This is a genomic window from Streptomyces sp. NPDC051207, from assembly GCF_040682395.1.
GTDB lineage: Bacteria > Actinomycetota > Actinomycetes > Streptomycetales > Streptomycetaceae > Streptomyces.
The window spans coordinates 39,074-59,891 of record NZ_JBFBAX010000015.1 but is presented as its reverse complement, the minus strand read 5'-3'; the positions used below and the strand labels follow the sequence as shown (position 1 = coordinate 59,891).

Here is a 20,818-nt window from a genome sequence, read left to right as displayed (position 1 = left end):
CACTAACGCTCCTGGTTGTAGGTGCTGTCAGGACCGAAGCCCTGGCCGTTCGTTTCACTGCCTGCGCTGCGGCCTCGCTGGACACCGCGGCGCAGGTTGCTCAGCCTGCCCCGGACGTCCTCCGGGGCACGGGAGACCTGCGGGCCTCCCTGGGGGGTGGAGTCGGCGGAACCCTCGACCAGGTTGGCCCTGGGCACCCGCCGCGGCAAGCCGGAGGAGGTGACCCCGCCCGCCTTGGGCTTGCGGAGCTGCGAGGCCTGCTGCCAGCGCTCGTCGTTCGCCGACCGCCAGCCGCTGTCACCGTTGCTCTCCGCGGGAGCCGGCGCCTCCTGGTCCGCCTGCCGCGCACCGCCCGTACCGTTCGTGCCGCTCGCGGTGGAGCCGCGGCGCGGAAGCCCGGCGTCGGTCAGCTCGTGGCCGGCGGAAGGGGCCGGTCCCGGACGCTCGAAGCCTACGTGGTCCTGCTCACCGGCGTCACCGGCCTGCGTGGACTCCGCCTCCGGGGCATCCGAAGGGTACTGGTTCGGATAGCCGTTCTGGTAGCCGCTCTGCTGCTGCCAGTCGTCCTGGTACGACTGCTCCTCGTAGGTCTGCTCCCCGTAGGGCTGCTGATAGGTCTCGCCGCCGGCGGCCTGGGCGCCGTCCTGGGCCGGCTCCGCGTAGCCCGTCTCCGGGTAGCCGCCGTTCGCCCCGAAGGCGTCGTGCCGCGGCAGGCCGCCGTTCGGCGCGTAGTACGTGCCGTCGTACTGCTGCGGCTGCGGCTCCTCGTACGGCGGCTGCGCGCCGTATCCGCCGGTCTGGTCCCGGTAGCCGCCGTCGTAGCCGTGCTGCTGTCCGCCGAACTCGTCGGCGTAGGAGGCCTGTTCGGCGCTCTCGTGGGCGCTGTGCGGGTCGTCCTGGCCGCGGCCCTGCTCCAGGGCGGCGCGGCGCTCCTCGCGCATCAGGGAGCGGCCGACCGGGTCGAGCTCGCGGATGTCGTCGGGGACGTCGGAGTAGCGGCTGTCGTCGAAGCCCAGCTCGGCGGCGGTCCGCACCGGCCGGCTGAAGTCCTCGCCGCCGAAGTTCTGCTCCGGGATGATCTGCGAGACGGTGAACTCGTCACCGGCCGTCTGGCCCTCGCCGCCACCGCCGTGCGTGATCGCGTCCGGCAGCATCACGAGCGAGGTCGTGCCGGCCTGCTCGCCGGAGGGGCGCAGCTGGACGCGGATGCCGTGCCGGTCTGACAGCCGGCCGACCACGAACAGGCCCATGCGCTGGGAGATCGCGGCGTCCACGGTGGGCGGGTTGGCCAGCTTGTGGTTGATGTCCGCGAAGTCCTCGGCGGTCAGGCCGATGCCCTTGTCGTGGATCTCGATCATGATGCGGCCGTCGGGCAGCCGGGTCGCGGTGACGCGGACCTTGGTCTGCGGCGAGGAGAACGTCGTGGCGTTCTCCAGCAGCTCGGCCAGCAGGTGCACGAGGTCGGTCACGGCACGGCCGTGGATCTCGGCCTCCGGGACACCGGACAGCTCGATGCGCTCGTACTGCTCCACCTCGGAGGAGGCGGCGCGCAACACGTCGACCAGCGGCACCGGCTGGTCCCAGCGGCGGCCGGGCTCCTCGCCGGCGAGGACCAGGAGGTTCTCGCCGTTGCGGCGCATACGGGTGGCGAGGTGGTCCAGCTTGAAGAGGTTCTCCAGCTGGTCCGGGTCGGCCTCGTTGTTCTCCAGATCGGTGATCAGGGTCAGCTGGCCCTCGATGAGCGACTGGTTGCGGCGCGAGAGGTTGGTGAAGATCGCGTTGATGTTGCCCCGCAGCAGGGCCTGCTCGGAGGCGAGCCGGACGGCCTCGCGGTGGACCTGGTCGAAGGCGCGGGCGACCTCGCCGATCTCGTCCGTGGAGCTGATCGGGATCGGCGCGACGCGGGTGTCGACACGGCCGGGGTCGGTGCGGGAGAGCTGGTCGACCAGCATCGGCAGGCGCTGCTCGGCGATGCCGAAGGCGGCGTTGCGCAGCTGGCGCATCGAGCGGCTCATCTGGCGGGCCACCATGCCGGCCAGGATGAACGCGGCGAGCAGGGCGATCACGACGGCGGCGCCGGTGATGTAGGTGTCGCGCCGGGCGTCGTCGGCGATCGTGGAGGCCTCGGCCACCGCGGTGTCGGCGAGGTCGGACTCGATCTGGCGGTAGGCGTCGAACTTGAGCGTGGTGACCGCCCACCAGTTCGCCGGCGAGATGCCCCGCTGGGCGAGCCGGGCGCGCGCGCTCTCGTCCGTCGTGTTCAGCCTGGCCAGCTCCCCGATCATGGTCTTCGGGTCGGCCGGCGGCGGCACGTAGTCGGGGTTCTGCCGCTTGGCCTCGGCGGCCTGCCGCGCGCCGTCCTCCCTGACCTGCTCCTCGGCCCGCTCCAGCTTGTCGGCGTCCGCCTGGGTGCCGCCGCCGAGGTACTCCTCGACGGCGATGCGCTCGAGGTAGGCGTAGGAGGAGAGGGCGACGCGCTGGCTGGCGAGCTGGCTGTCGGTGGGGCCCGGCTTTTCCAGCATGTGCATGCCGATGGAACGCTGCAGCGACAGCGCCGACTTGGTCAGCGCGATGGCGTAGACGGTGCGGCCGTACGAGGTGATGTTGCCGGTGCCCAGGCCCAGCTCGTTGGCGAACTCCATCAGGGGGTGGGCGACCTGGACGTAGCCCTCTTCGGTCTCGGCGCCCTTGAGCCTGGGGGTGTAGGCGGCGGCACGCAGCGCCTGGAGCTTCGGCTCCGCCTCGCGGAACAGCTTCAGGCGGCGTTCCAGTCCGGCCTTGTCCGGCATGCTCTGCGCGGCCCGGTCGAAGGTGTCGGCCGCCTCGTCCGTGCTCCTGCGCAGCGCTGCGACGGTCTTCTTGTCCTCGGCGGTCTGGGCGCTGCCCTTCAGCAGCGGGGCCGCCGTGGCGTCGCGCTCGATGTAGAGGGCGTTGGCGTAGGTGAGGGAGGCCCGCACCAGGCGGGCGGTGTTCTCGGCGTCCTCGGCGTCCTGCCAGGTGTCGATCGAGCTCTTGACCTGGAAGCCGCCCATGACGAGGCCGACCAGCACGGGTATCAGGAGGATGGCGTTGAGCCGGGTCGCCACGCGCCAGTTGCGCGGGGAGAGGCGGCCCCCGCTCGGCGCGGGCGCGGCCGTCGGCTCCGGACCGGGCACGGAAGCGGGCGCCGCTGTGCGCGGCGGCGGGGTGAAGTTGCCCCGGGCCGACGGCTCGGGACTGTTCTTGCTTCGCCTCACTCGACCAACAACCTCTCGGCGGTCGGCACCTCACGTTGTGCCGCAGTGTCTCAGAGCCCAGGGCGCCATCGACTGACGAGTACGTCTTTGACCATTGGGCAGTTCAGGCATTCCAGCACGGCGGCCTGCGCTCTTCCAAACATGGCAAGAAAGACATTGCCCCTGATGCGGCGCCTGTGTAAACCGGGCATAAACAGTGATGTGCGGCATAAGGCGGGCAACTTGTGAGCGCAGCGGCACCGGTCGACCGCGACGCGTGGCGGCACCACCGGATTCCTCTGCCGAAACGTTATGAACAGCGCAGCCGGCCGTGTCCAAGGACACAGCCGGCCACCGAGTGCCTGCGGCAACTGCCGTGCGGCGCTGCGTTTTTGCCCGGGGTTCTAGCGCAGCCGCGCCATGAGGGCGTGTTCCACCAGGGTGATCAGCGCGCCCTTGGCGTCGGCGCGGTGGCGGGCGTCCGTCGTGATGATCGGGGTGTCGGGGCCGATCTGCAGGGCCTCCCGCACCTCCTCGGGCGCGTACGGCTGCTGACCGTCGAACCCGTTCAGCGCGACGACGAACGGCAGGCCGCTGTTCTCGAAGTAGTCGACAGCCGGGAAGCAGTCGGCGAGCCTGCGGGTGTCGACCAGCACGACCGCGCCGATGGCGCCGCGCACCAGGTCGTCCCACATGAACCAGAAGCGGTCCTGGCCCGGCGTACCGAACAGGTACAGGATCAGGTCCTGGTCGAGCGTGATGCGGCCGAAGTCCATGGCCACCGTGGTGGTGGTCTTGTCCCCGGTGTGGGTCAGGTCGTCGATGCCCGCGCTGGCGGACGTCATGACGGCCTCCGTGCGCAACGGGTCGATCTCCGAGACGGCGCCCACGAACGTGGTCTTGCCCACGCCGAAGCCACCCGCCACCACGATCTTCGCCGAGGTGGTGGCACGGCCCCCGTCAGAGCTTGCGAAGTCCACTGAGCACCCTTTCGAGCAAAGTCACGTCCGGCGCGCCGGTGGTCTCGTCGCCGCCGGGCTGGTGGATCGCGACGAGACCGGCCTCCGCCAGGTCCGCGACGAGGATCCGGGCCACGCCCAGCGGCATGTTCAGCAGCGCGGACACCTCTGCGACCGACTTGACCTCACGGCACAGGTGGCAGATGCGCTGGTGCTCCGGGAGCAGCCCCATGAGCGCTGCCGGGTCGGCCGTCGTGCTGATCAGCGCCTCGATGGCGAGCTGATAGCGAGGCCTGGTCCGGCCGCCGGTCATCGCGTACGGACGTACCAGCGGCTGGTCGCCCTCGTCCTCGTACGGCTCCGCGTACGGATCATGAGAGGCGGTGGGCGGGGTCATGAATCCTCCGGGCGGGACAGCAGATCGGTCAGTCGTGCCGTCTGACGGGGCCGGTGGGGGGATTGTGGCGGCCGGACGGTGATTTCGTGAGACGGGTGGTGCCGGGGCGGATCAGTGAAGCAGACTTCCCTGGAGCTCGGCGCGCAGGTCCGGCGTGAGCACCGCTCCCGCGCGGTCGACCAGGAGCGCCATCTCGTAGCCGACGAGGCCGATGTCGCACTCGGGGTGCGACAGGACGGCGAGCGACGATCCGTCCGAGATGGACATCAGGAAGAGGAACCCCCGTTCCATCTCCACGACCGTCTGGGCCACCGTGCCCCCGTCGAAGATCCGGGACGCCCCGGCCGTCAGCGAGGTCAGCCCCGAGGCGACGGCCGCGAGCTGGTCGGCGCGGTCGCGCGGGAAGCCCTCCGACATCGCCAGGAGGAGACCGTCGGCCGACACGACGACGGTGTGGGACACCCCGGGGGTGTTCTCCACGAAGTTGGTGATCAACCAGTTGAGGTTCTGTGCCGCCTGGCTCATCGGGCTCAACTAACGCTCCTGCTGGTGAGAGGGCCGTGGGAAGCTGCCGGTCTGTCCTGACCCGGCCTGACGACCCTGTGCGATACCCCGACGCAGATTGGTCAGCCGTCCGCGCACGTCGTCAGGCGCGCGCGAGACCTGCGGACCGCTCTGGTGCGGTTGCTGCTGAGCCGTGCCCGGGACGAGGTTCGCCCTGGGCACCCGGCGCGGCAGGCCGGAGGTGGTGACACCACCGGCGGCCGGCTGCCGCACTCGTTCCGCCTGCCGTACGAGATCGTCGTTCGGCGAGCTGCGCCACGGGGTGACGCCGGAACGCTGCGGGCCCGTGGGGGCCTGCGGCTGCTGCGGCGCGGCCGGGGCGGCGGAGCCGCTGTTCTGCTCCCGCTCCTGCGCCTCCTGCCGGCCAGCGCCGTGGAACCAGTTGGTCTCCAGCGTGTCGTACAGCGGCGTACGGCCGTCACCGGGACCGGCCGGGGGCAGCGCCTCGGGCTCCTGGCGGGCCGGCCGCTGCTGCGGAGCCGGCGGGCGCGGGGCGCCGAAGTCGAAGCCGCCGCGGGCGCCGTTGACCGGACGCTGGAAGTCGTCCGTGTGCTGCGGGGCGTCCACCCCGTTTCCGCGGCCCGGCAGAGCGTGCCGGCCGGTGGAGGCGCTGTCCTGGCCCGGCCCGGCGAACGGGTCGCCCGAACCGGCGTCGTACGCCTGGGGAGCCGGGAACCGGCCCGGTGCGGACGCGGTGTCCCGCCCGGCCGGGGCGCCGAAGACGTCCGGACGCACGAACTGCCCGCCGCCCTGCGGGGATTCCGTGCCGGGGGCGAACCGACCCGTCTCCGGGGAGCCGTCCGCGCCCGGGAGGCCGGGGTGCGGGAAGTCGCCCGCAGGACCCGGGACCTGCTGCTCGTCGTGGCGCGGCGCCATCGGGATCTCGGCCGTCGAGCCGGGGCCCTGCCGGTCGTCGACCCGCGGCATGCGGGAGGTCCGGCCATGGTCCTGCTCGTCGTGGCCGCGCGGGGTGTCCAGCGAGGCGCGCGGCACCGGCGGCTGGGCGTTCTCGTCGCTCCAGCTCGGCCGGGACGGCTGCGGGTTGCCGCCGGGCAGCTCGGCGCGCGGACCACCGCGCGGCGGAAGCTGCGGGCGGCGGCCCTGCTCGTCGTCGCCGCGCTGCCTGCCGCCGAAGACGTCCTGGTCGCCGCCCTGCATGCCCTGCGGCCCGTGCGGACCGGCCGCCTGCATGCCCTGCGGGGCACCCGGCGCCTGGCCTGCGAAACCGGCGCCCGCGCCGGCCGGGGCCGGACGCTGCTGGGGAGCGGCGGGACCCTGCGGGCCGCGCGCGCCGCCCGGCGCACCCGGGCGACCGCCGTCCCGGCCGGTCAGCGCGGCACGCGGTCCCTGACCGGCGCCGAGCCGGCCGCCGGACGGGCCGGCGCCGAGCGCACCGCCGCCACCGGGACCGAACGCGCCGCCGCCGGGACCACCGGAGCCGAACGCGCCGCCGGGGCCGGCGTCCTGCCCGGCGGCACGCCGGGCCGCCGCCGCACCGGCGGCGGCCTGCGCGGCGGCGGGACCGCCCACGGCCGGCTGGCCCTGCTTGGGCTGGGGCTTCCTGCCGCCCTGGGCGACGTCGACGGGCAGCATGACCAGCGCGGTCGTACCACCGGAGTCGGACGGGCGCAGCTGGATGCGGATGCCGTGCCGCTGCGACAGCCGGCCGACCACGAACAGACCCATGCGGCGGGAGACGGAGACGTCCACGGTGGGCGGCGAGGCGAGCCGCTCGTTGATCGCCGCCAGGTCCTCCGGGGACAGGCCGATGCCGGTGTCGTGGATCTCGATCAGCACCCGACCGTCGGGCAGCGCGTGACCGGTGACCTTGACCTTGGTCTGCGGCGAGGAGAACGACGTCGCGTTCTCCAGCAGCTCGGCGAGCAGGTGCACGAGGTCGTTGACGACCCGGCCGGCCACTTCGGTGGTCGGTACGGCGGCCAGCTCGATGCGCTCGTACTGCTCCACCTCGGAGGCGGCGGCACGCAGCACGTCGACCAGCGGAACGGGCCGGGTCCAGCGCCGGCCGGGCTCCTCACCCGCGAGGACGAGGAGGTTCTCACCGTTACGGCGCATGCGCGTGGCGAGGTGGTCGAGCTTGAACAGCGACGACAGCTGGTCCGGGTCGGCCTCGCGGGACTCCAGCTCGGAGATCAGCGACAGCTGGCGCTGGATCAGGCCCTGGGAGCGGCGCGAGAGGTTGGTGAACATCGCGTTGACGTTGCCCCGCAGCAGGGCCTGCTCGGCGGCGAGGCGGACCGCCTCGCGGTGCACGTCGTCGAAGGCCGCGGCCACCCGGCCGATCTCGTCCCGGGAGTGCACGCCGACCGACTCCACGGAGGTGTCGACGTCCTGCGGGTCGGCCTCGGACAGCTGCTTGACCAGCTCGGGCAGACGGTCCTGGGCGACCCGGGTCGCGGTCTCCTCCAGACGGCGCAGCGAGCGGATCATGGAGCGGGCCACCACGAAGGCGCCGACCAGCGACACACCGAGCACGAGCAGGATCAGCGCACCCGAGATGATCGCCTCGCGCTCGGAGGCGCTGCGCAGCTCGCGGGCCTTCTGCTCCATGTCCTCGAGCAGCGTGTGCTCGATCTTCTTCATCTGCTCGATCTTGGTCGAGCTGTCGTCGACCCAGTCCAGGTAGGACCGCTTGTCCAGCGACTTCAGACCGCCCGCGGAGTTCAGCGCGCGGCTGGCGTAGGTGTCGGTCGACTCGATCGTCGGGTTGCCCTCGTTGATGGGCTTGAGCAGCTCCTCGGCGTTGTCGTCGCCGTAGATGCTCTTGAAGCTGCGCAGTTCCGAGGTCTGGCTCTGGAGCGCCGACTCGGCGTAGAGCCGGTCGTTCTCGGAGAGGTCGCCGAAGGTGTCGTCGTTGGCGGGCAGCGCGGCGGCGATCACGGCGCGCTGGATGGAGGCGTACTCCTTGGCGGAGGAGAACGCCGACAGCGCGCGCGTGCGCTGGATCATCTCCGGGTTGCTCGTCGCCTCCGACATGTCCTGCGAGAGGTCGAGCAGGTGGGTGATCAGACGGTGGTACGCCTCGACCGTCTGCGTGGAGTTGTCCTCGGCCTCGTACGCGTTGGCGCGGATCTTGCTGAGGGTGTTCAGGTCGGTGGCCAGGCCGACGAGGCTGTCGCGGACGCCGAGGAGGTTGCCGTCCTTGGCCGCGTTGTCGACCTCTTCGGAGCTGGTGAGGAAGTTGTCCAGGGCGCGGTCGGTCTTGTCGCGGTAGCCCTTGACGGTGAAGCCGGTGGCCTTCGAGCCGTGGGCCAGCGGGCCCGCCGACTGGTCGCGCTCCTCCTGGAGCGCGGCGGCCAGCTCGGTGGCCTGCTTCGTCATGTCCGTCAGCAGCTTCATGTTGTCGAGCTGCTGGATGTCGTCCATCGACTGGTTGATGCGCAGCGCACCCAGGGAGGTGGCCGCGACCACGGGCAGGGCGAGCAGCGACACCAGGCGCGTCGAGATGCGCCAGTTGCGCAGGGCCAGGCGGGAACCGGGGCCCACGGGGCCCTTGGCGGGCGCCGGAGCCGACGCGGCGCCGGAGGCGGACGCCCCGGGGCGTCCGGAGCGGTCACCGCTGTCGCCGGACTGGCCCGGGTTCTGGGCGTGCTGGGGCGAGGAGCTGCCGGCCATCGGGCCAGTCCCGCCGTGCGGCTCCGGCTCCGCCGAAGCGCTGCCATCCCTCTTGAAACGTCCCTGCACTAGCGTCGCAACCTCTGGACCAGGCGTCTCGCCGCGTGAACGGCGAAGACGGTGTCGGCGTCGTGGGGGCGCCCTGAAAACGTCCCCGTGGTGGTCGTGAGTGACCGGCGCTGGTTCCCCCTTCTCACCGCCACTCGGCGCGTCTGTGTGCGCCCCCTGTGCGCCGGTTCGATCCTGCGGCGGTCCGTGGAATTCCAGCACAGTGCAGGATCTCCAACAAGGCCCGTGGGCGAGCCCATGACGACCGTGACACGGTGTGAGCGCCGGGTCACCGCATGTGGAAAGAGATCCCCGGCAAAGCGGACCAAAGGCCGCGAGTCGCCTGGGCGGGTCCGGTGTCCCAGTCGCCATGATCAGGAGCGGAATGAGGGCTTCAGGGATGCAATGTCCGTTTCGGTAAGGCGATATGACGGCCCGGTATGACCGAATTGCCCGCTCGCTCGTGAGCAAACTCACATATCGATCATGGGGTCTTCACCACATCCGGGGGAAGTTGAATGTTTAGCCTGACGCTTTACAGGGATGGCACATCCGACAACCCGCGCCCGAGCGGCGTCCGCTGACGCTCCCCGGGCGCCCGGACGACAGGGTCTCGTACAACCGTGAAGACGACGATGATGTTCCAGAGGATCGCCAATCCGCAACGCACGACGCTGGCCCACCTGAAGGACGCCGACGAACTGCAGAAGCCGGAGCAGTTGGAGCACGGCGTCGAGCTTCCCACCCAGACCGCGAACCCCCGGCGCACCGTCCTGGACAAGATCCCGTCCGCCGTCTCCGCCGGCCAGTAGCCGCAGCGCACCCGAGGGCGCCCGTCTGTGAGGGGCGCCCTTCGCCGTGCCGCGGCGCATTGCCGCGCGAGGGCCACGGGCCGCACCGCGCGAGGGCCGCGGGCGTATCGCGCGAGGCACGGGCCCGTTGCCGCGTTAGCCTGGAGCGTCAGACTCCAGCCGCTTCAGTCAAGGGGCCCAGCATCCCGTGCGCATCGCCAGATTCTCCATCGACGGGAACGTAGCCTTCGGAGCCGTCGAGGGCGACAAGCCCGACGAGCTCGTCCTCGACATCATCAAGGGCATCCCGTTCGCCGACTTCGAGCTCTCCGGCACCAAGGTCCCGGTGCGCAAGGTACGGCTGCTGCCGCCGGTGCTCCCCAACAAGGTCGTCGCCTTCGGCCGCAACTACGCCGAACACGCGCGGGAACTCGGCAACGACGTCCCCGACGCCCCGTTCGCCTTCTTCAAGCCGTCGACCTCCGTGATCGGGCCCGGTGACGAGATCCAGTACCCGTCGTTCTCCGAGGAACTGCACCACGAGGCCGAGCTGGCCGTCGTCATCGGCCGCATGTGCCGAGAGGTGCCGCGCGAGCGCGTCAAGGACGTCGTCTTCGGCTACACCTGCGCCAACGACGTCACCGCCCGCGACGTCCAGAAGCGCGAGAAGCAGTGGGCCCGCGCCAAGGGCTTCGACACCGCGTGCCCGCTCGGCCCCTGGGTGGAGACCGAGCTGGACCCGAGCGACCTGACCATCCAGCTCACGGTCGACGGACAGCAGCGCCAGCTCGGCCGCACCAGCGAGATGATCCACTCCATCGAGGACCTGATCGTCAACATCTCCGAGGCCATGACGCTGCTGCCCGGCGACGTGATCCTCACCGGCACCCCGGCAGGGGTCGGCCCCCTCAACGTCGGCGACGAGGTCGCCGTCACCATCGAAGGCATCGGCACTCTCACCAACAAGGTTGTCAAGCGTGGCTAGCGCATCAGGCTCCCCGTCCCCCAAGTCCTCGACCCCGCTCGGACAGGGGGCACCCCCGCGCGTCCGTTTCTGCCCCTCGCCCACCGGCAACCCCCACGTGGGCCTGGTCCGCACCGCCCTGTTCAACTGGGCGTTCGCCCGGCACCACGGCGGCACCCTGGTCTTCCGCATCGAGGACACCGACGCGGCCCGCGACTCCGAGGAGTCCTACGAGCAGCTCCTCGACTCGATGCGCTGGCTCGGCTTCGACTGGGACGAGGGCCCCGAGGTCGGCGGCCCGCACGCGCCGTACCGCCAGTCGCAGCGCATGGACATCTACCGCGACGTCGCCCAGAAACTGCTCGACGCCGGCCACGCCTACCGCTGCTACTGCTCCCAGCAGGAGCTGGACACCCGCCGCGAGGCCGCCCGCGCCGCCGGCAGGCCCTCCGGCTACGACGGCCACTGCCGCGAGCTGACCGCCGCGCAGGTCGAGGAGTACCAGGCCCAGGGCCGCGAGCCGATCGTCCGCTTCCGCATGCCCGACGAGACGATCACCTTCACCGACCTGGTCCGCGGCGAGCTGACCTTCACCCCGGAGAACGTCCCGGACTACGGCATCGTCCGCGCCAACGGCGCCCCGCTCTACACCCTGGTCAACCCGGTCGACGACGCCCTGATGGAGATCACCCACGTGCTGCGCGGCGAGGACCTGCTGTCCTCCACCCCGCGGCAGATCGCCCTCTACAAGGCGCTGATCGAGCTGGGCGTCGCCAAGGACGTCCCGCAGTTCGGCCACCTGCCGTACGTGATGGGCGAGGGCAACAAGAAGCTCTCCAAGCGCGACCCGCAGTCCAGCCTGAACCTCTACCGGGACCGCGGCTTCCTCCCCGAGGGCCTGCTCAACTACCTCTCCCTGCTCGGCTGGTCCCTCTCCGCCGACCGTGACGTCTTCACGACGGACGAGATGGTCGCCGCGTTCGACGTCGCCGACGTGAACCCCAACCCGGCCCGCTTCGACCTGAAGAAGTGCGAGGCGATCAACGGCGACCACATCCGCATGCTCGACGTGAAGGACTTCACCGAGCGCTGCCGCCCGTGGCTGCGGGCCCCGTTCGCCCCGTGGGCCCCGGAGGCCTTCGACGAGGCCAAGTGGCAGGCGATCGCGCCGCACGCGCAGACCCGCCTGAAGGTCCTCTCCGAGATCACCGACAACGTCGACTTCCTGTTCCTGCCGGAGCCGGTCGAGGACGAGGCGAGCTGGACGAAGGCCATGAAGGAAGGCTCGGACGCCCTCCTGCGCACGGCCCGCGAGAAGCTGGAGGCCGCCGACTGGACCTCCGCCGAGTCCCTGAAGGAGGCCGTCCTGGCCGCCGGTGAGGCCCACGGCCTCAAGCTCGGCAAGGCCCAGGCCCCGGTCCGCGTCGCCGTCACCGGCCGCACGGTCGGCCTGCCCCTGTTCGAGTCCCTGGAGATCCTGGGCAAGGAGACGACGCTGGCCCGCATCGACGCGGCGCTCGCCAAGCTCGCCGCGTGAGCGACTGACACCACCACGCCCCGCAGGGCGGCAGCCGGCCCGGCTGCCGCCCTGTCCCGCTCCGCGACGGAGCAGGCCCGCACCCGGACACCGCCCGGCACGCACGGCGGCGCGGGCGTTACCGTCGGTGCCATGAGCGTCAGAGCCGTGGTGTGGGACGTCGACGACACCCTCTTCGACTACACGTCCGCCGACCGCGCCGGCATGCGCGGCCACCTCGCCGCCGAGGGCCTCCTCGCGGCGTACGAGGGCGTCGAGCAGGCCCTCGACCGCTGGCGGGAGATCACCGACCGCCAGTGGGCACGGTTCGCGGCGGGGGAGGTGTCGTTCGAGGACCAACGGCGCGACCGCGTCCGCGCCTTCATCGACCGCGACCTCACCGACGCCGAGGCCGACGCCTGGTTCCAGCGCTACATCGCGCACTACGAGGCCGCCTGGGCGCTCTTCCCGGACGTCCTGCCCGTCCTGGACGCCCTCGCGGGCAGCCACCGGCACGCCGTGCTGTCCAACTCCAGCCTGCACGTCCAGGACCGCAAGCTGCGCCTGCTCGGCGTCCACGACCGCTTCGAGGCCATCCTGTGCGCTGCCGAACTGGGCGTCTCCAAGCCCGCGCCGGCGGCCTTCCGGGCGGCCTGCGACGCCCTGGGCCTCGCCCCGCACCAGGTGGCGTACGTCGGCGACCACCCGGAGATCGACGGGCGCGGCGCCGCCGAGGCGGGCCTGCTGTCGGTGTGGATCGACCGCGGCGGCGCGTACGCCACGCTGGAACCCCCGCGGGGCCCGCACCGCATCGCGTCGCTCGCCGAACTCCCCGCGATCCTCGGCGCCGATACTCGTTTTGGAGCCCCGTCCACCTTCGGGTAATGTTCTTCCTGCGCCGCGGGACGCGGGCCGCAAGGCCGGACACCCGAAGCGCAGAACTAGAACAAGATCCCCTCTGGGGCTTGCGTTCCAGTGGCCTATGGTGTAATTGGCAGCACGACTGATTCTGGTTCAGTTAGTCTTGGTTCGAGTCCAGGTAGGCCAGCTCGCAGAGCTCATCTGCACACCGCGGATCACATCCGCAAGCCCCCGTTGTGTAGCGGCCTAGCACGCTGCCCTCTCAAGGCAGTAGCGCCGGTTCGAATCCGGTCGGGGGTACGGATCCTTCGAGATCAGGGCCCCCGTTGTGTAGCGGCCTAGCACGCCGCCCTCTCAAGGCGGTAGCGCCGGTTCGAATCCGGTCGGGGGTACTCAGAGGTCTAAACCACCTTTGGTCTATGGTGTAATTGGCAGCACGACTGATTCTGGTTCAGTTAGTCTTGGTTCGAGTCCAGGTAGACCAGCTCGGACCTGCGGAAACGCACGGTCCACGCCCCCGTTGTGTAGCGGCCTAGCACGCCGCCCTCTCAAGGCGGTAGCGCCGGTTCGAATCCGGTCGGGGGTACGAGACGATGGCTCTTCGCCTCAGCGGTTGCGCTGAGGCGGGGGGCCGTTTTCGCGTGTCGGCGAGCGCGGGTCGTCCTGGGCCGGTCGCGCGGTTCCGCGTCCCTTCGGGGCGCGCGCTGCCTGGGCCTGCCGCGGCGTTGAGGCGGCCCGGGCAAGGGGACGGCGTTCAGCTGGAGCGGCGCAGTGCCTCCGAGAGGCGGCCGGCGGCGTCGATGACCGCCTGGGCGTGCATCCGGCCCGGGTGACGCGTCAGGCGCTCGATCGGACCGGAGACCGACACCGCCGCCACGACACGGTTGGAGGGGCCGCGCACGGGCGCCGAGACCGACGCCACACCGGGCTCCCGCTCGCCGATGGACTGGGCCCAGCCGCGGCGCCTGACACCCGACAGGGCCGTCGCCGTGAAACGGGCGCCCTGCAGACCCCGGTGCAGCCGCTCGGGCTCCTCCCAGGCCATCAGGATCTGCGCCGAGGAACCGGCCTTCATCGTGAGCGTGGAACCGACCGGGACGGTGTCCCTGAGGCCCGACAGCCGCTCCGCCGCGGCGACGCAGATGCGCATGTCGCCCTGGCGCCGGTACAGCTGCGCGCTCTCTCCCGTGACGTCACGGAGGTGGGTGAGGACCGGTCCGGCCGTCGCCAGCAGGCGGTCCTCGCCCGCGGCCGCGGCCAGCTCTGCCAGGCGGGGGCCGAGGATGAAGCGCCCCTGCATGTCACGCGCCACCATGCGGTGGTGTTCCAGAGCCACGGCCAGGCGGTGGGCCGTGGGTCGTGCCAGTCCGGTCGCCGCGACCAGACCCGCGAGGGTGGCCGGACCGGACTCCAGAGCGCTCAGGACGAGGGCCGCCTTGTCCAGAACGCCGACGCCGCTACTGTTGTCCATGCAACGATACTTGCGTCTCACTCTGTGAAACGCAAGTTCCATTTTCCGTGGAACACGCCACTCTGGACACCACGAAGTTTCACAGCGGCCCGTGACCAGGGCCTGGCGGCGGACGCCCGGAGACAGGGGCGCGGGCGCCGTCTCCTCAAGATCTCTAGTTGGGCCGGCGCACTCCTTGCCGGCCGGAGGGAAAGCGATGGGTAGGACACTCGCGGAGAAGGTCTGGGACGACCACGTCGTCCGGCGCGCAGAGGGCGAGCCCGACCTCCTCTACATCGATCTGCACCTGCTGCACGAGGTGACCAGCCCGCAGGCCTTCGACGGTCTCCGCAAGAGCGGGCGCAGGGTGCGCCGGCTCGACCTGACCATCGCCACCGAGGACCACAACACCCCCACCCTCGACATCGACAAGCCCATCGCCGACCCGGTCTCCCGGGTCCAGCTGGAGACGCTGCGCGCGAACTGCGCCGAGTTCGGCGTCCGGCTGCACCCGCTGGGCGACGTCGAGCAGGGCGTCGTGCACGTCGTCGGCCCGCAGCTGGGCCTGACCCAGCCCGGCACCACGGTCGTCTGCGGCGACTCGCACACCTCCACGCACGGCGCCTTCGGCGCGCTGGCCTTCGGTATCGGAACCTCCCAGGTCGAGCACGTACTGGCCACCCAGACGCTGCCGATGTCCCGCCCGAAGACCATGGCGATCACCATCGACGGCGAACTGCCCGACGGTGTCACCGCCAAGGATCTCATCCTGGCGATCATCGCCAGGATCGGCACGGGCGGCGGCCAGGGCTACGTCCTGGAGTACCGCGGCGAGGCCATCGAGAAGCTCTCGATGGAGGCCCGGATGACCATCTGCAACATGTCGATCGAGGCCGGCGCCCGCGCCGGCATGATCGCCCCCGACGAGACGACCTTCGAGTACCTCAAGGGCCGCCCGCACGCCCCGCAGGGCGCCGAGTGGGACGCGGCGGTGGAGTACTGGAAGACGCTGCGCACCGACGACGACGCCGAGTTCGACGCCGAGGTCGTCATCGAGGCCGCCGAGCTGTCGCCGTTCGTCACCTGGGGCACCAACCCGGGCCAGGGCGCCCCGCTTTCCGCGGCCGTCCCCGATCCCGCTTCGTACGAAGACGCTTCGGAGCGCCTCGCCGCCGAAAAGGCCCTGGAGTACATGGGGTTGGAGGCCGGGCAGCCGCTGCGCTCCATCACGGTGGACACCGTCTTCGTAGGTTCCTGCACCAACGGCCGCATCGAGGACCTGCGCAACGCCGCCGAGATCCTCAAGGGCCGCAAAGTCGCCGACGGCGTACGGATGCTGGTCGTGCCCGGCTCCGCGCGGGTCGGTCTGCAGGCCGTCTCCGAGGGCCTGGACGTGGTCTTCAAGGAGGCCGGCGCCGAATGGCGGCACGCGGGCTGCTCGATGTGCCTGGGCATGAACCCCGACCAGCTCGCCCCCGGTGAGCGCTCCGCGTCCACCTCCAACCGCAACTTCGAGGGCCGGCAGGGCAAGGGCGGCCGTACGCATCTGGTGTCGCCGCAGGTCGCGGCGGCCACGGCGGTCCTGGGCCACCTGGCATCGCCGGCCGACCTGTCCGACGCCGACGTCCGTACGCCCGCTGGAGTCTGAGAGTCATGGAAGCATTCACCACCCACACCGGCCGGGCCGTCCCGCTGCGCCGCAGCAACGTCGACACGGACCAGATCATCCCCGCCCACTGGCTCAAGAAGGTGACGCGGGACGGGTTCGAGGACGGGCTGTTCGAGGCCTGGCGCAAGGACCCGGAGTTCGTCCTCAACCGCCCCGAGCGGCAGGGCGCCACGGTGCTGGTCGCCGGACCCGACTTCGGCACCGGCTCCTCCCGTGAGCACGCCGTCTGGGCGCTGCAGAACTACGGCTTCAAGGCCGTGATCTCCTCCCGCTTCGCCGACATCTTCCGCGGCAACTCGCTCAAGAACGGCCTGCTCACGGTGGTTCTGGAGCAGAAGATCGTGGACTTTCTGTGGGAGCTCACCGAGCAGGACCCGACCGCCGAGGTGACCGTCGACCTGGAGCGCCGCGAGGTGCGCGCCGAGGGCGTCACCGCCTCCTTCGAGCTGGACGAGAACTCCCGCTGGCGGCTGCTGAACGGCCTGGACGACATCTCGATCACGCTGCAGAACGAGGCGGACATCGCCACGTACGAGGCGAAGCGCCCGGCGTTCAAGCCGAGCACCGTCCAGGTCTGACTCGCCCGAGGCGCCTGACGCGTCCGACACCAGCGCCTGGGGGAGGTCGAGTTTCGGCCACCGCGACACCCCCGCCGTACCCCCGATCAGCCCGATCGGGGGTACGGCCGTTTCTGTACCCGAACGGCCCCGCTCGGCCCGACCGGTAATGCCAACTTCCCACGTTAGAGGGGTGGTTGCCGGGGTACGCGGGGTTCGTGGCCGCGGCGACCGCACGGGCCAGGAAGGCCGTTCGCGGCGGCAGTTGCCCCCTGGGCAGGCGACAACTCGCCCCAGATGGCACAATCTGTGCATGGAACACGACGGCCAACTCCAGCTCTATGCGGCGGTCGCGGTCCGGCTCAAGGAAGCGCACGCACGAGTGCGCGCACTGCAAGTCCCGGAGGGCGTACGGATGGCGCTGACCCGGAAGCTGCTGGTCATTACGGCCGTGGCCAAGCACGATCTCGCCGACGCGGCAAGGCGTCTGGAGCGGTTCACGACGGACCTCGACGAGGGTCGGTTCCCCGAAGAGGAACGCTGAACAGCCCGGGGCGGCCGAGTCCGCTGCGGCACAAGGGTGATAAGCCCGTTTCGTGTTTGATTTGCGGTATATATCTGCCTAACGTGCGAAAAGCTTGAACACTTTCGTTCTGGCGATGTCTCCGAAGGGGAAGACGTGAACAAGGCGCAGCTCGTAGAAACGATTGCCGACAAGATGGGTGGCCGCCAGCAGGCCGCCGATGCTGTCGACGCGGTCCTGGACGCCATCGTCCGCGCGGTCGTCGCGGGTGACCGGGTCTCGGTCACCGGCTTCGGCTCCTTCGAGAAGGTGGACCGTCCCGCCCGGTACGCCCGCAACCCCCAGACGGGCGAGCGGGTTCGGGTCAAGAAGACCTCGGTGCCCCGCTTCCGCGCGGGCCAGGGCTTCAAGGACCTGGTGAGCGGCTCGAAGAAGCTCCCGAAGAACGACGTCGCCGTGAAGAAGGCACCCAAGGGCAGCCTGACCGGCGGATCTTCCGCCACGGTCAAGAAGGCCGCCGCGAAGAAGGCCACCACCACCAGGGCGGCCGCGGCGAAGAAGACCACCGCGAAGAAGACCACGGCCAAGAAGACGACGGCCGCGGCCAAGAAGACCACGGCGAAGCAGGCCCCCGCCAAGAAGACCACGGCGACCGCCAAGACCACCGCCGCGAAGAAGACCACCGCGAAGACAGCGGCCAAGAACGCCCCGGCGAAGAAGGCGACGGCCAAGAAGGCCCCCGCCAAGAAGTCGAGCGCCCGCTCCACCGCCAAGAAGACCACCGCCCGCAAGAAGTAAGCGGCACAGGGGTACTCACGCGCCGGGCCGGACTCCGCGTCGGAGTCCGGCCCGCGGTGTGTCAGAAGGTCTGCAGCGTCACCAGCGTGATCCGCCGGGCCTCGCCCTCGCCGTCGGTCTCGACGCGCACCCGCTGCCCGGGCCGCAGCAGCCTCAGGCCCCCCGCGTCGAACGCCGCCGCGTCGAAGGGCACCGGCGTGCCGTCGTCCAGCAGCACCTGCCCGCTGCGGCTTTCCGGGTCGTACGTGTATGCGGTCGCCTGCATGACGGCAGCCTACTGCCCCGGTATCAGCAACCGCGCGGCGACCGCGGCCGTGTGGGAGCCCACGCCCAGCGCGAGCGCCGCGCGCAGGTCGTCCCCGGTGTCCACGTCCTGGCGTACCGAGTCGACCGCGTCCAGCGGCAGTTCCACGGCGCCGGACGCGCGGTGGCGGGAGCGGGAGTCCGTGCCGAAGGCCGGCCGCAATTCCCGGCCCTGGGCCGCGGTCAGCAGAGTCGTGCCCATTGCGGCCGCATCGGGGAGAAAAGCACGCGGGAATTCCGCGGCCGCTTCCAGCACCCGCGCCAATTCCGCCGGGCGGAGCGCGGGAAGATCCGCGTTCAGAGCCGCCAGGGGGCTTTCCCGGCGCGTTGCCCGCACGACCGCCGCCGCATGTGCGAGAGCCGCGTTGAGTCCCGTTCCCGGCTCGTCGGCGACGATCCGGGCACCCAGTGCGGAAAGCTCCCGGCCGGCCCGCGCGTCGTCCGTGACGACTGCCACATCCCGCACCGCGGGGCAGGCCAGCGCGGCGGCCACCGTGTCCTGCGCGAACGCCAGCGCCAGCCCGGGCCGCAGTCCCTCGCCCGCGGTGTCCGAGAGCCTGCTCTTGGCGTGCGCCAAGGACTTCAGGGGTATGACCAGGGTCCACTGCATCCGGCGTTCCGTCCCTCCCTTGTCGCGGCCATTGTCACCCGGGCCAACCGGCGGCGCCGTCACCGGGCGTACGGTGTTCTCGACAGACCGACGGCCCGGGGCGACACTTGTGCGGCCCCCCAGGCCCTAGAGGAAGGTGTACGCGTGCCCCGCCGCAGAATCGGCTTCTGGTACCGCTTCGCCGCGGTGATCTGCAAACCGCCGCTGGTGGTTCTGCTCAAGCGGGACTGGCGTGGAATGGAGAACATTCCGGCCGAGGGTGGATTCATCACCGTCGTGAATCACAATTCACACATCGATCCCTTCGGTTACGCGCACTTCCAGTACAACACCGGACGGGTTCCGCGTTTCCTGGCGAAGAGCGGCCTTTTCCGGAAAGGATTTGTCGGCGCCGCGATGCGCGGCACCGGGCAGATTCCCGTCTACCGCGAGACCTCGGACGCCCTCAGCGCCTTCCGCGCCGCCATCGACGCCGTGCAGCGCGGCGAGTGCGTCGCCTTCTACCCCGAGGGCACCCTCACCCGCGACCCGGACGGCTGGCCCATGACCGGCAAGACCGGCGCCGCGCGGGTCGCCCTGCAGACCAAGTGCCCGGTCGTCCCGGTCGCCCAGTGGGGCTGCAACGCACTCCTGCCGCCCTACGCCAAGAAGCCGAACCTCTTCCCCCGCAAGACCCACCACGTGCTGGCCGGCCCGCCGGTGGACCTCTCGCGGTTCTACGACCAGGAGATGACCGCCGAACTGCTGAAGGAGGCGACCGAGGTCATCATGGGGGCGATCACCCGCCAGCTGGAGGAGATCCGCGGCGAGAAGGCCCCCAGCACGCCCTACGACCCGCGCGAGGAGCGGATCGAGCAGCGGCACAGGACCGCGGCGCAGTCGCGGCGCAGAGCAGGACAGGAAGAAGGGCTGGGCAAGTGAGCAAGCCGGTCAGGGCCGCCGTCTTCGGCACCGGATCGTGGGGCACGGCGTTCGCCATGGTGCTCGCCGACGCGGGCTGCGACGTCGTGCTGTGGGGGCGCCGCCCCGAAGTCGCCGAGGCGGTCAACTCCACGCGCACCAACCCGGACTACCTCCCGGGCATCGAACTCCCCGGGAACGTGCGCGCCACCACGGACGCCGCCGAGGCCGCGCACGGCGCCGACTTCACCGTCCTCGCGATCCCCTCGCAGACCCTGCGCGGCAACCTCGCCGCGTGGACGCCGCTGCTCGCCCCCGGCACCGTCCTGGTCTCGCTGATGAAGGGCGTCGAACTCGGCTCCGCGATGCGGATGAGCGAGGTCATGGACGACGTGGCGAAGGTCGGCCCGGACCGCATCGCCGTCGTCACCGGGCCCAACCTGGCCCGGGAGATCGCCGCCCGGATGCCCGCCGCCTCCGTGGTCGCCTGCGCCGACGAGGCCGTCGCCCGGCGGCTCCAGGCCGCCTGCCACACCCCGTACTTCAGGCCGTACACCAACACCGACGTCGTCGGCTGCGAACTCGGCGGCGCCGTGAAGAACGTGATCGGGCTGGCCGTCGGCATCGCGGACGGCATGGGCCTCGGCGACAACGCCAAGGGCTCGCTCATCACCCGCGGCCTCGCCGAGACCACCCGGCTCGGAGTCGCCCTCGGCGCCGACCCGCTCACCTTCTCCGGGCTCGCGGGCCTCGGCGACCTGGTGGCGACCTGCTCGTCGCCGCTGTCCCGCAACCACACCTTCGGCACCAACCTCGGCAAGGGCATGACCCTGCAGGAGACCATCGCCGTCACCAAGCAGACCGCCGAGGGCGTCAAGTCCTGCCAGTCGGTGCTGGATCTGGCCCGTCGGCACGGCGTCGACATGCCCCTCACCGAGACGGTCGTCGGCATCGTCCACGAGGGCAAGCCGCCGGTCGTCGCCCTCAAGGAACTCATGTCGCGCAGCGCGAAGCCCGAACGACGCTGAGCGACCGTCCGTGGGACGCGCCGCCGCGA

At 71.1% G+C, this 20,818-nt stretch carries 18 protein-coding genes and 5 tRNA genes; 15 read left to right on the top strand and 8 right to left on the bottom strand.

Annotation, left to right across the window (positions count from 1 at the left end):
* Positions 1-2: 2 nt before the first annotated feature.
* From AB0M97_RS16840 to AB0M97_RS16820, 5 genes are all read right to left on the bottom strand, one after another.
* On the bottom strand, positions 3-3,236 hold the full coding sequence (locus tag AB0M97_RS16840) for a nitrate- and nitrite sensing domain-containing protein (RefSeq protein ID WP_365961611.1): 3,234 nt from the start codon (positions 3,234-3,236) through the stop codon (positions 3-5).
* Between the two features lie 383 nt (positions 3,237-3,619).
* A complete protein-coding gene (locus tag AB0M97_RS16835; RefSeq protein WP_365961610.1) occupies positions 3,620-4,195 on the bottom strand; it encodes an ATP/GTP-binding protein in 576 nt (191 codons plus the stop codon).
* Positions 4,176-4,571 (bottom strand): DUF742 domain-containing protein, encoded by a 396-nt coding sequence (locus AB0M97_RS16830; RefSeq protein WP_159535968.1) that lies wholly within the window; start codon positions 4,569-4,571, stop codon positions 4,176-4,178. The genes AB0M97_RS16835 and AB0M97_RS16830 overlap by 20 nt, the downstream gene beginning before the upstream one ends.
* Positions 4,572-4,682: 111 nt before the next feature.
* Complete coding sequence (locus tag AB0M97_RS16825; RefSeq protein ID WP_358657748.1) at positions 4,683-5,096, bottom strand: roadblock/LC7 domain-containing protein; 414 nt, start codon at positions 5,094-5,096, stop codon at positions 4,683-4,685.
* A gap of 9 nt (positions 5,097-5,105) precedes the next feature.
* Complete coding sequence (locus AB0M97_RS16820; RefSeq protein WP_365961609.1) at positions 5,106-8,840, bottom strand: nitrate- and nitrite sensing domain-containing protein; 3,735 nt, start codon at positions 8,838-8,840, stop codon at positions 5,106-5,108.
* A 602-nt stretch (positions 8,841-9,442) separates the two neighbouring features.
* Between AB0M97_RS16820 and AB0M97_RS16815 the strand changes: the two genes are divergently transcribed.
* The 9 genes from AB0M97_RS16815 (at position 9,443) to AB0M97_RS16775 (ending at position 13,537) form a co-directional block, all read left to right on the top strand.
* Positions 9,443-9,631: a hypothetical protein gene (locus AB0M97_RS16815; protein ID WP_365961608.1), complete on the top strand. Its 189-nt coding sequence runs from the start codon at positions 9,443-9,445 to the stop codon at positions 9,629-9,631.
* 187 nt (positions 9,632-9,818) lie between these two features.
* Positions 9,819-10,595 carry a fumarylacetoacetate hydrolase family protein gene (locus AB0M97_RS16810; RefSeq protein ID WP_365961607.1) on the top strand — a complete coding sequence of 259 codons (777 nt, stop codon included), beginning with the start codon at positions 9,819-9,821 and terminating at the stop codon, positions 10,593-10,595.
* Positions 10,588-12,111 (top strand): glutamate--tRNA ligase, encoded by a 1,524-nt coding sequence (gene gltX / locus AB0M97_RS16805; protein WP_365961606.1) that lies wholly within the window; start codon positions 10,588-10,590, stop codon positions 12,109-12,111. The genes AB0M97_RS16810 and gltX overlap by 8 nt, the downstream gene beginning before the upstream one ends.
* Positions 12,112-12,243: 132 nt before the next feature.
* Positions 12,244-12,975 carry an HAD family hydrolase gene (locus AB0M97_RS16800; RefSeq protein ID WP_365961605.1) on the top strand — a complete coding sequence of 244 codons (732 nt, stop codon included), beginning with the start codon at positions 12,244-12,246 and terminating at the stop codon, positions 12,973-12,975.
* A gap of 91 nt (positions 12,976-13,066) precedes the next feature.
* Positions 13,067-13,138: transfer RNA gene (locus AB0M97_RS16795), tRNA-Gln, on the top strand.
* 40 nt (positions 13,139-13,178) lie between these two features.
* Positions 13,179-13,251 (top strand) — tRNA-Glu (locus AB0M97_RS16790).
* A 19-nt stretch (positions 13,252-13,270) separates the two neighbouring features.
* Positions 13,271-13,343: transfer RNA gene (locus AB0M97_RS16785), tRNA-Glu, on the top strand.
* Between the two features lie 21 nt (positions 13,344-13,364).
* Positions 13,365-13,436 (top strand) — tRNA-Gln (locus AB0M97_RS16780).
* A 28-nt stretch (positions 13,437-13,464) separates the two neighbouring features.
* Positions 13,465-13,537, top strand: a tRNA-Glu gene (locus AB0M97_RS16775).
* A gap of 168 nt (positions 13,538-13,705) precedes the next feature.
* Here the strand turns inward: AB0M97_RS16775 and ndgR are convergent.
* A complete protein-coding gene (gene ndgR, locus AB0M97_RS16770; protein ID WP_030787455.1) occupies positions 13,706-14,422 on the bottom strand; it encodes an IclR family transcriptional regulator NdgR in 717 nt (238 codons plus the stop codon).
* Between the two features lie 196 nt (positions 14,423-14,618).
* Between ndgR and leuC the strand changes: the two genes are divergently transcribed.
* From leuC to AB0M97_RS16750, 4 genes are all read left to right on the top strand, one after another.
* Entirely contained in the window at positions 14,619-16,049 is a 1,431-nt protein-coding gene (leuC, locus tag AB0M97_RS16765) for a 3-isopropylmalate dehydratase large subunit (protein ID WP_365961604.1), read from the top strand.
* Positions 16,050-16,054: 5 nt separating this feature from the next.
* The gene (leuD, locus tag AB0M97_RS16760) at positions 16,055-16,648 is read left to right on the top strand and encodes a 3-isopropylmalate dehydratase small subunit (protein ID WP_365961603.1); all 594 of its coding nucleotides are present in this window, start codon (positions 16,055-16,057) and stop codon (positions 16,646-16,648) included.
* A gap of 292 nt (positions 16,649-16,940) precedes the next feature.
* Positions 16,941-17,171, top strand: coding sequence for a hypothetical protein (locus AB0M97_RS16755; RefSeq protein ID WP_365961602.1), 231 nt, complete (start codon positions 16,941-16,943; stop codon positions 17,169-17,171).
* 135 nt (positions 17,172-17,306) lie between these two features.
* Positions 17,307-17,948, top strand: coding sequence for an HU family DNA-binding protein (locus tag AB0M97_RS16750; RefSeq protein ID WP_365961601.1), 642 nt, complete (start codon positions 17,307-17,309; stop codon positions 17,946-17,948).
* A gap of 61 nt (positions 17,949-18,009) precedes the next feature.
* Here AB0M97_RS16750 and AB0M97_RS16745 read toward each other — a convergent pair whose 3' ends face one another.
* Both AB0M97_RS16745 and cofC read right to left on the bottom strand, forming a co-directional pair.
* Positions 18,010-18,213 (bottom strand): hypothetical protein, encoded by a 204-nt coding sequence (locus AB0M97_RS16745; RefSeq protein WP_279551369.1) that lies wholly within the window; start codon positions 18,211-18,213, stop codon positions 18,010-18,012.
* A 9-nt stretch (positions 18,214-18,222) separates the two neighbouring features.
* Positions 18,223-18,861, bottom strand: coding sequence for a 2-phospho-L-lactate guanylyltransferase (gene cofC / locus AB0M97_RS16740; protein WP_365961600.1), 639 nt, complete (start codon positions 18,859-18,861; stop codon positions 18,223-18,225).
* A gap of 144 nt (positions 18,862-19,005) precedes the next feature.
* Between cofC and AB0M97_RS16735 the strand changes: the two genes are divergently transcribed.
* Together AB0M97_RS16735 and AB0M97_RS16730 are read left to right on the top strand one after the other, a co-directional pair.
* Positions 19,006-19,782 carry a lysophospholipid acyltransferase family protein gene (locus tag AB0M97_RS16735; protein ID WP_365961599.1) on the top strand — a complete coding sequence of 259 codons (777 nt, stop codon included), beginning with the start codon at positions 19,006-19,008 and terminating at the stop codon, positions 19,780-19,782.
* Positions 19,779-20,789 (top strand): NAD(P)H-dependent glycerol-3-phosphate dehydrogenase, encoded by a 1,011-nt coding sequence (locus AB0M97_RS16730; protein ID WP_365961598.1) that lies wholly within the window; start codon positions 19,779-19,781, stop codon positions 20,787-20,789. The genes AB0M97_RS16735 and AB0M97_RS16730 overlap by 4 nt, the downstream gene beginning before the upstream one ends.
* Positions 20,790-20,818: the final 29 nt, after the last annotated feature.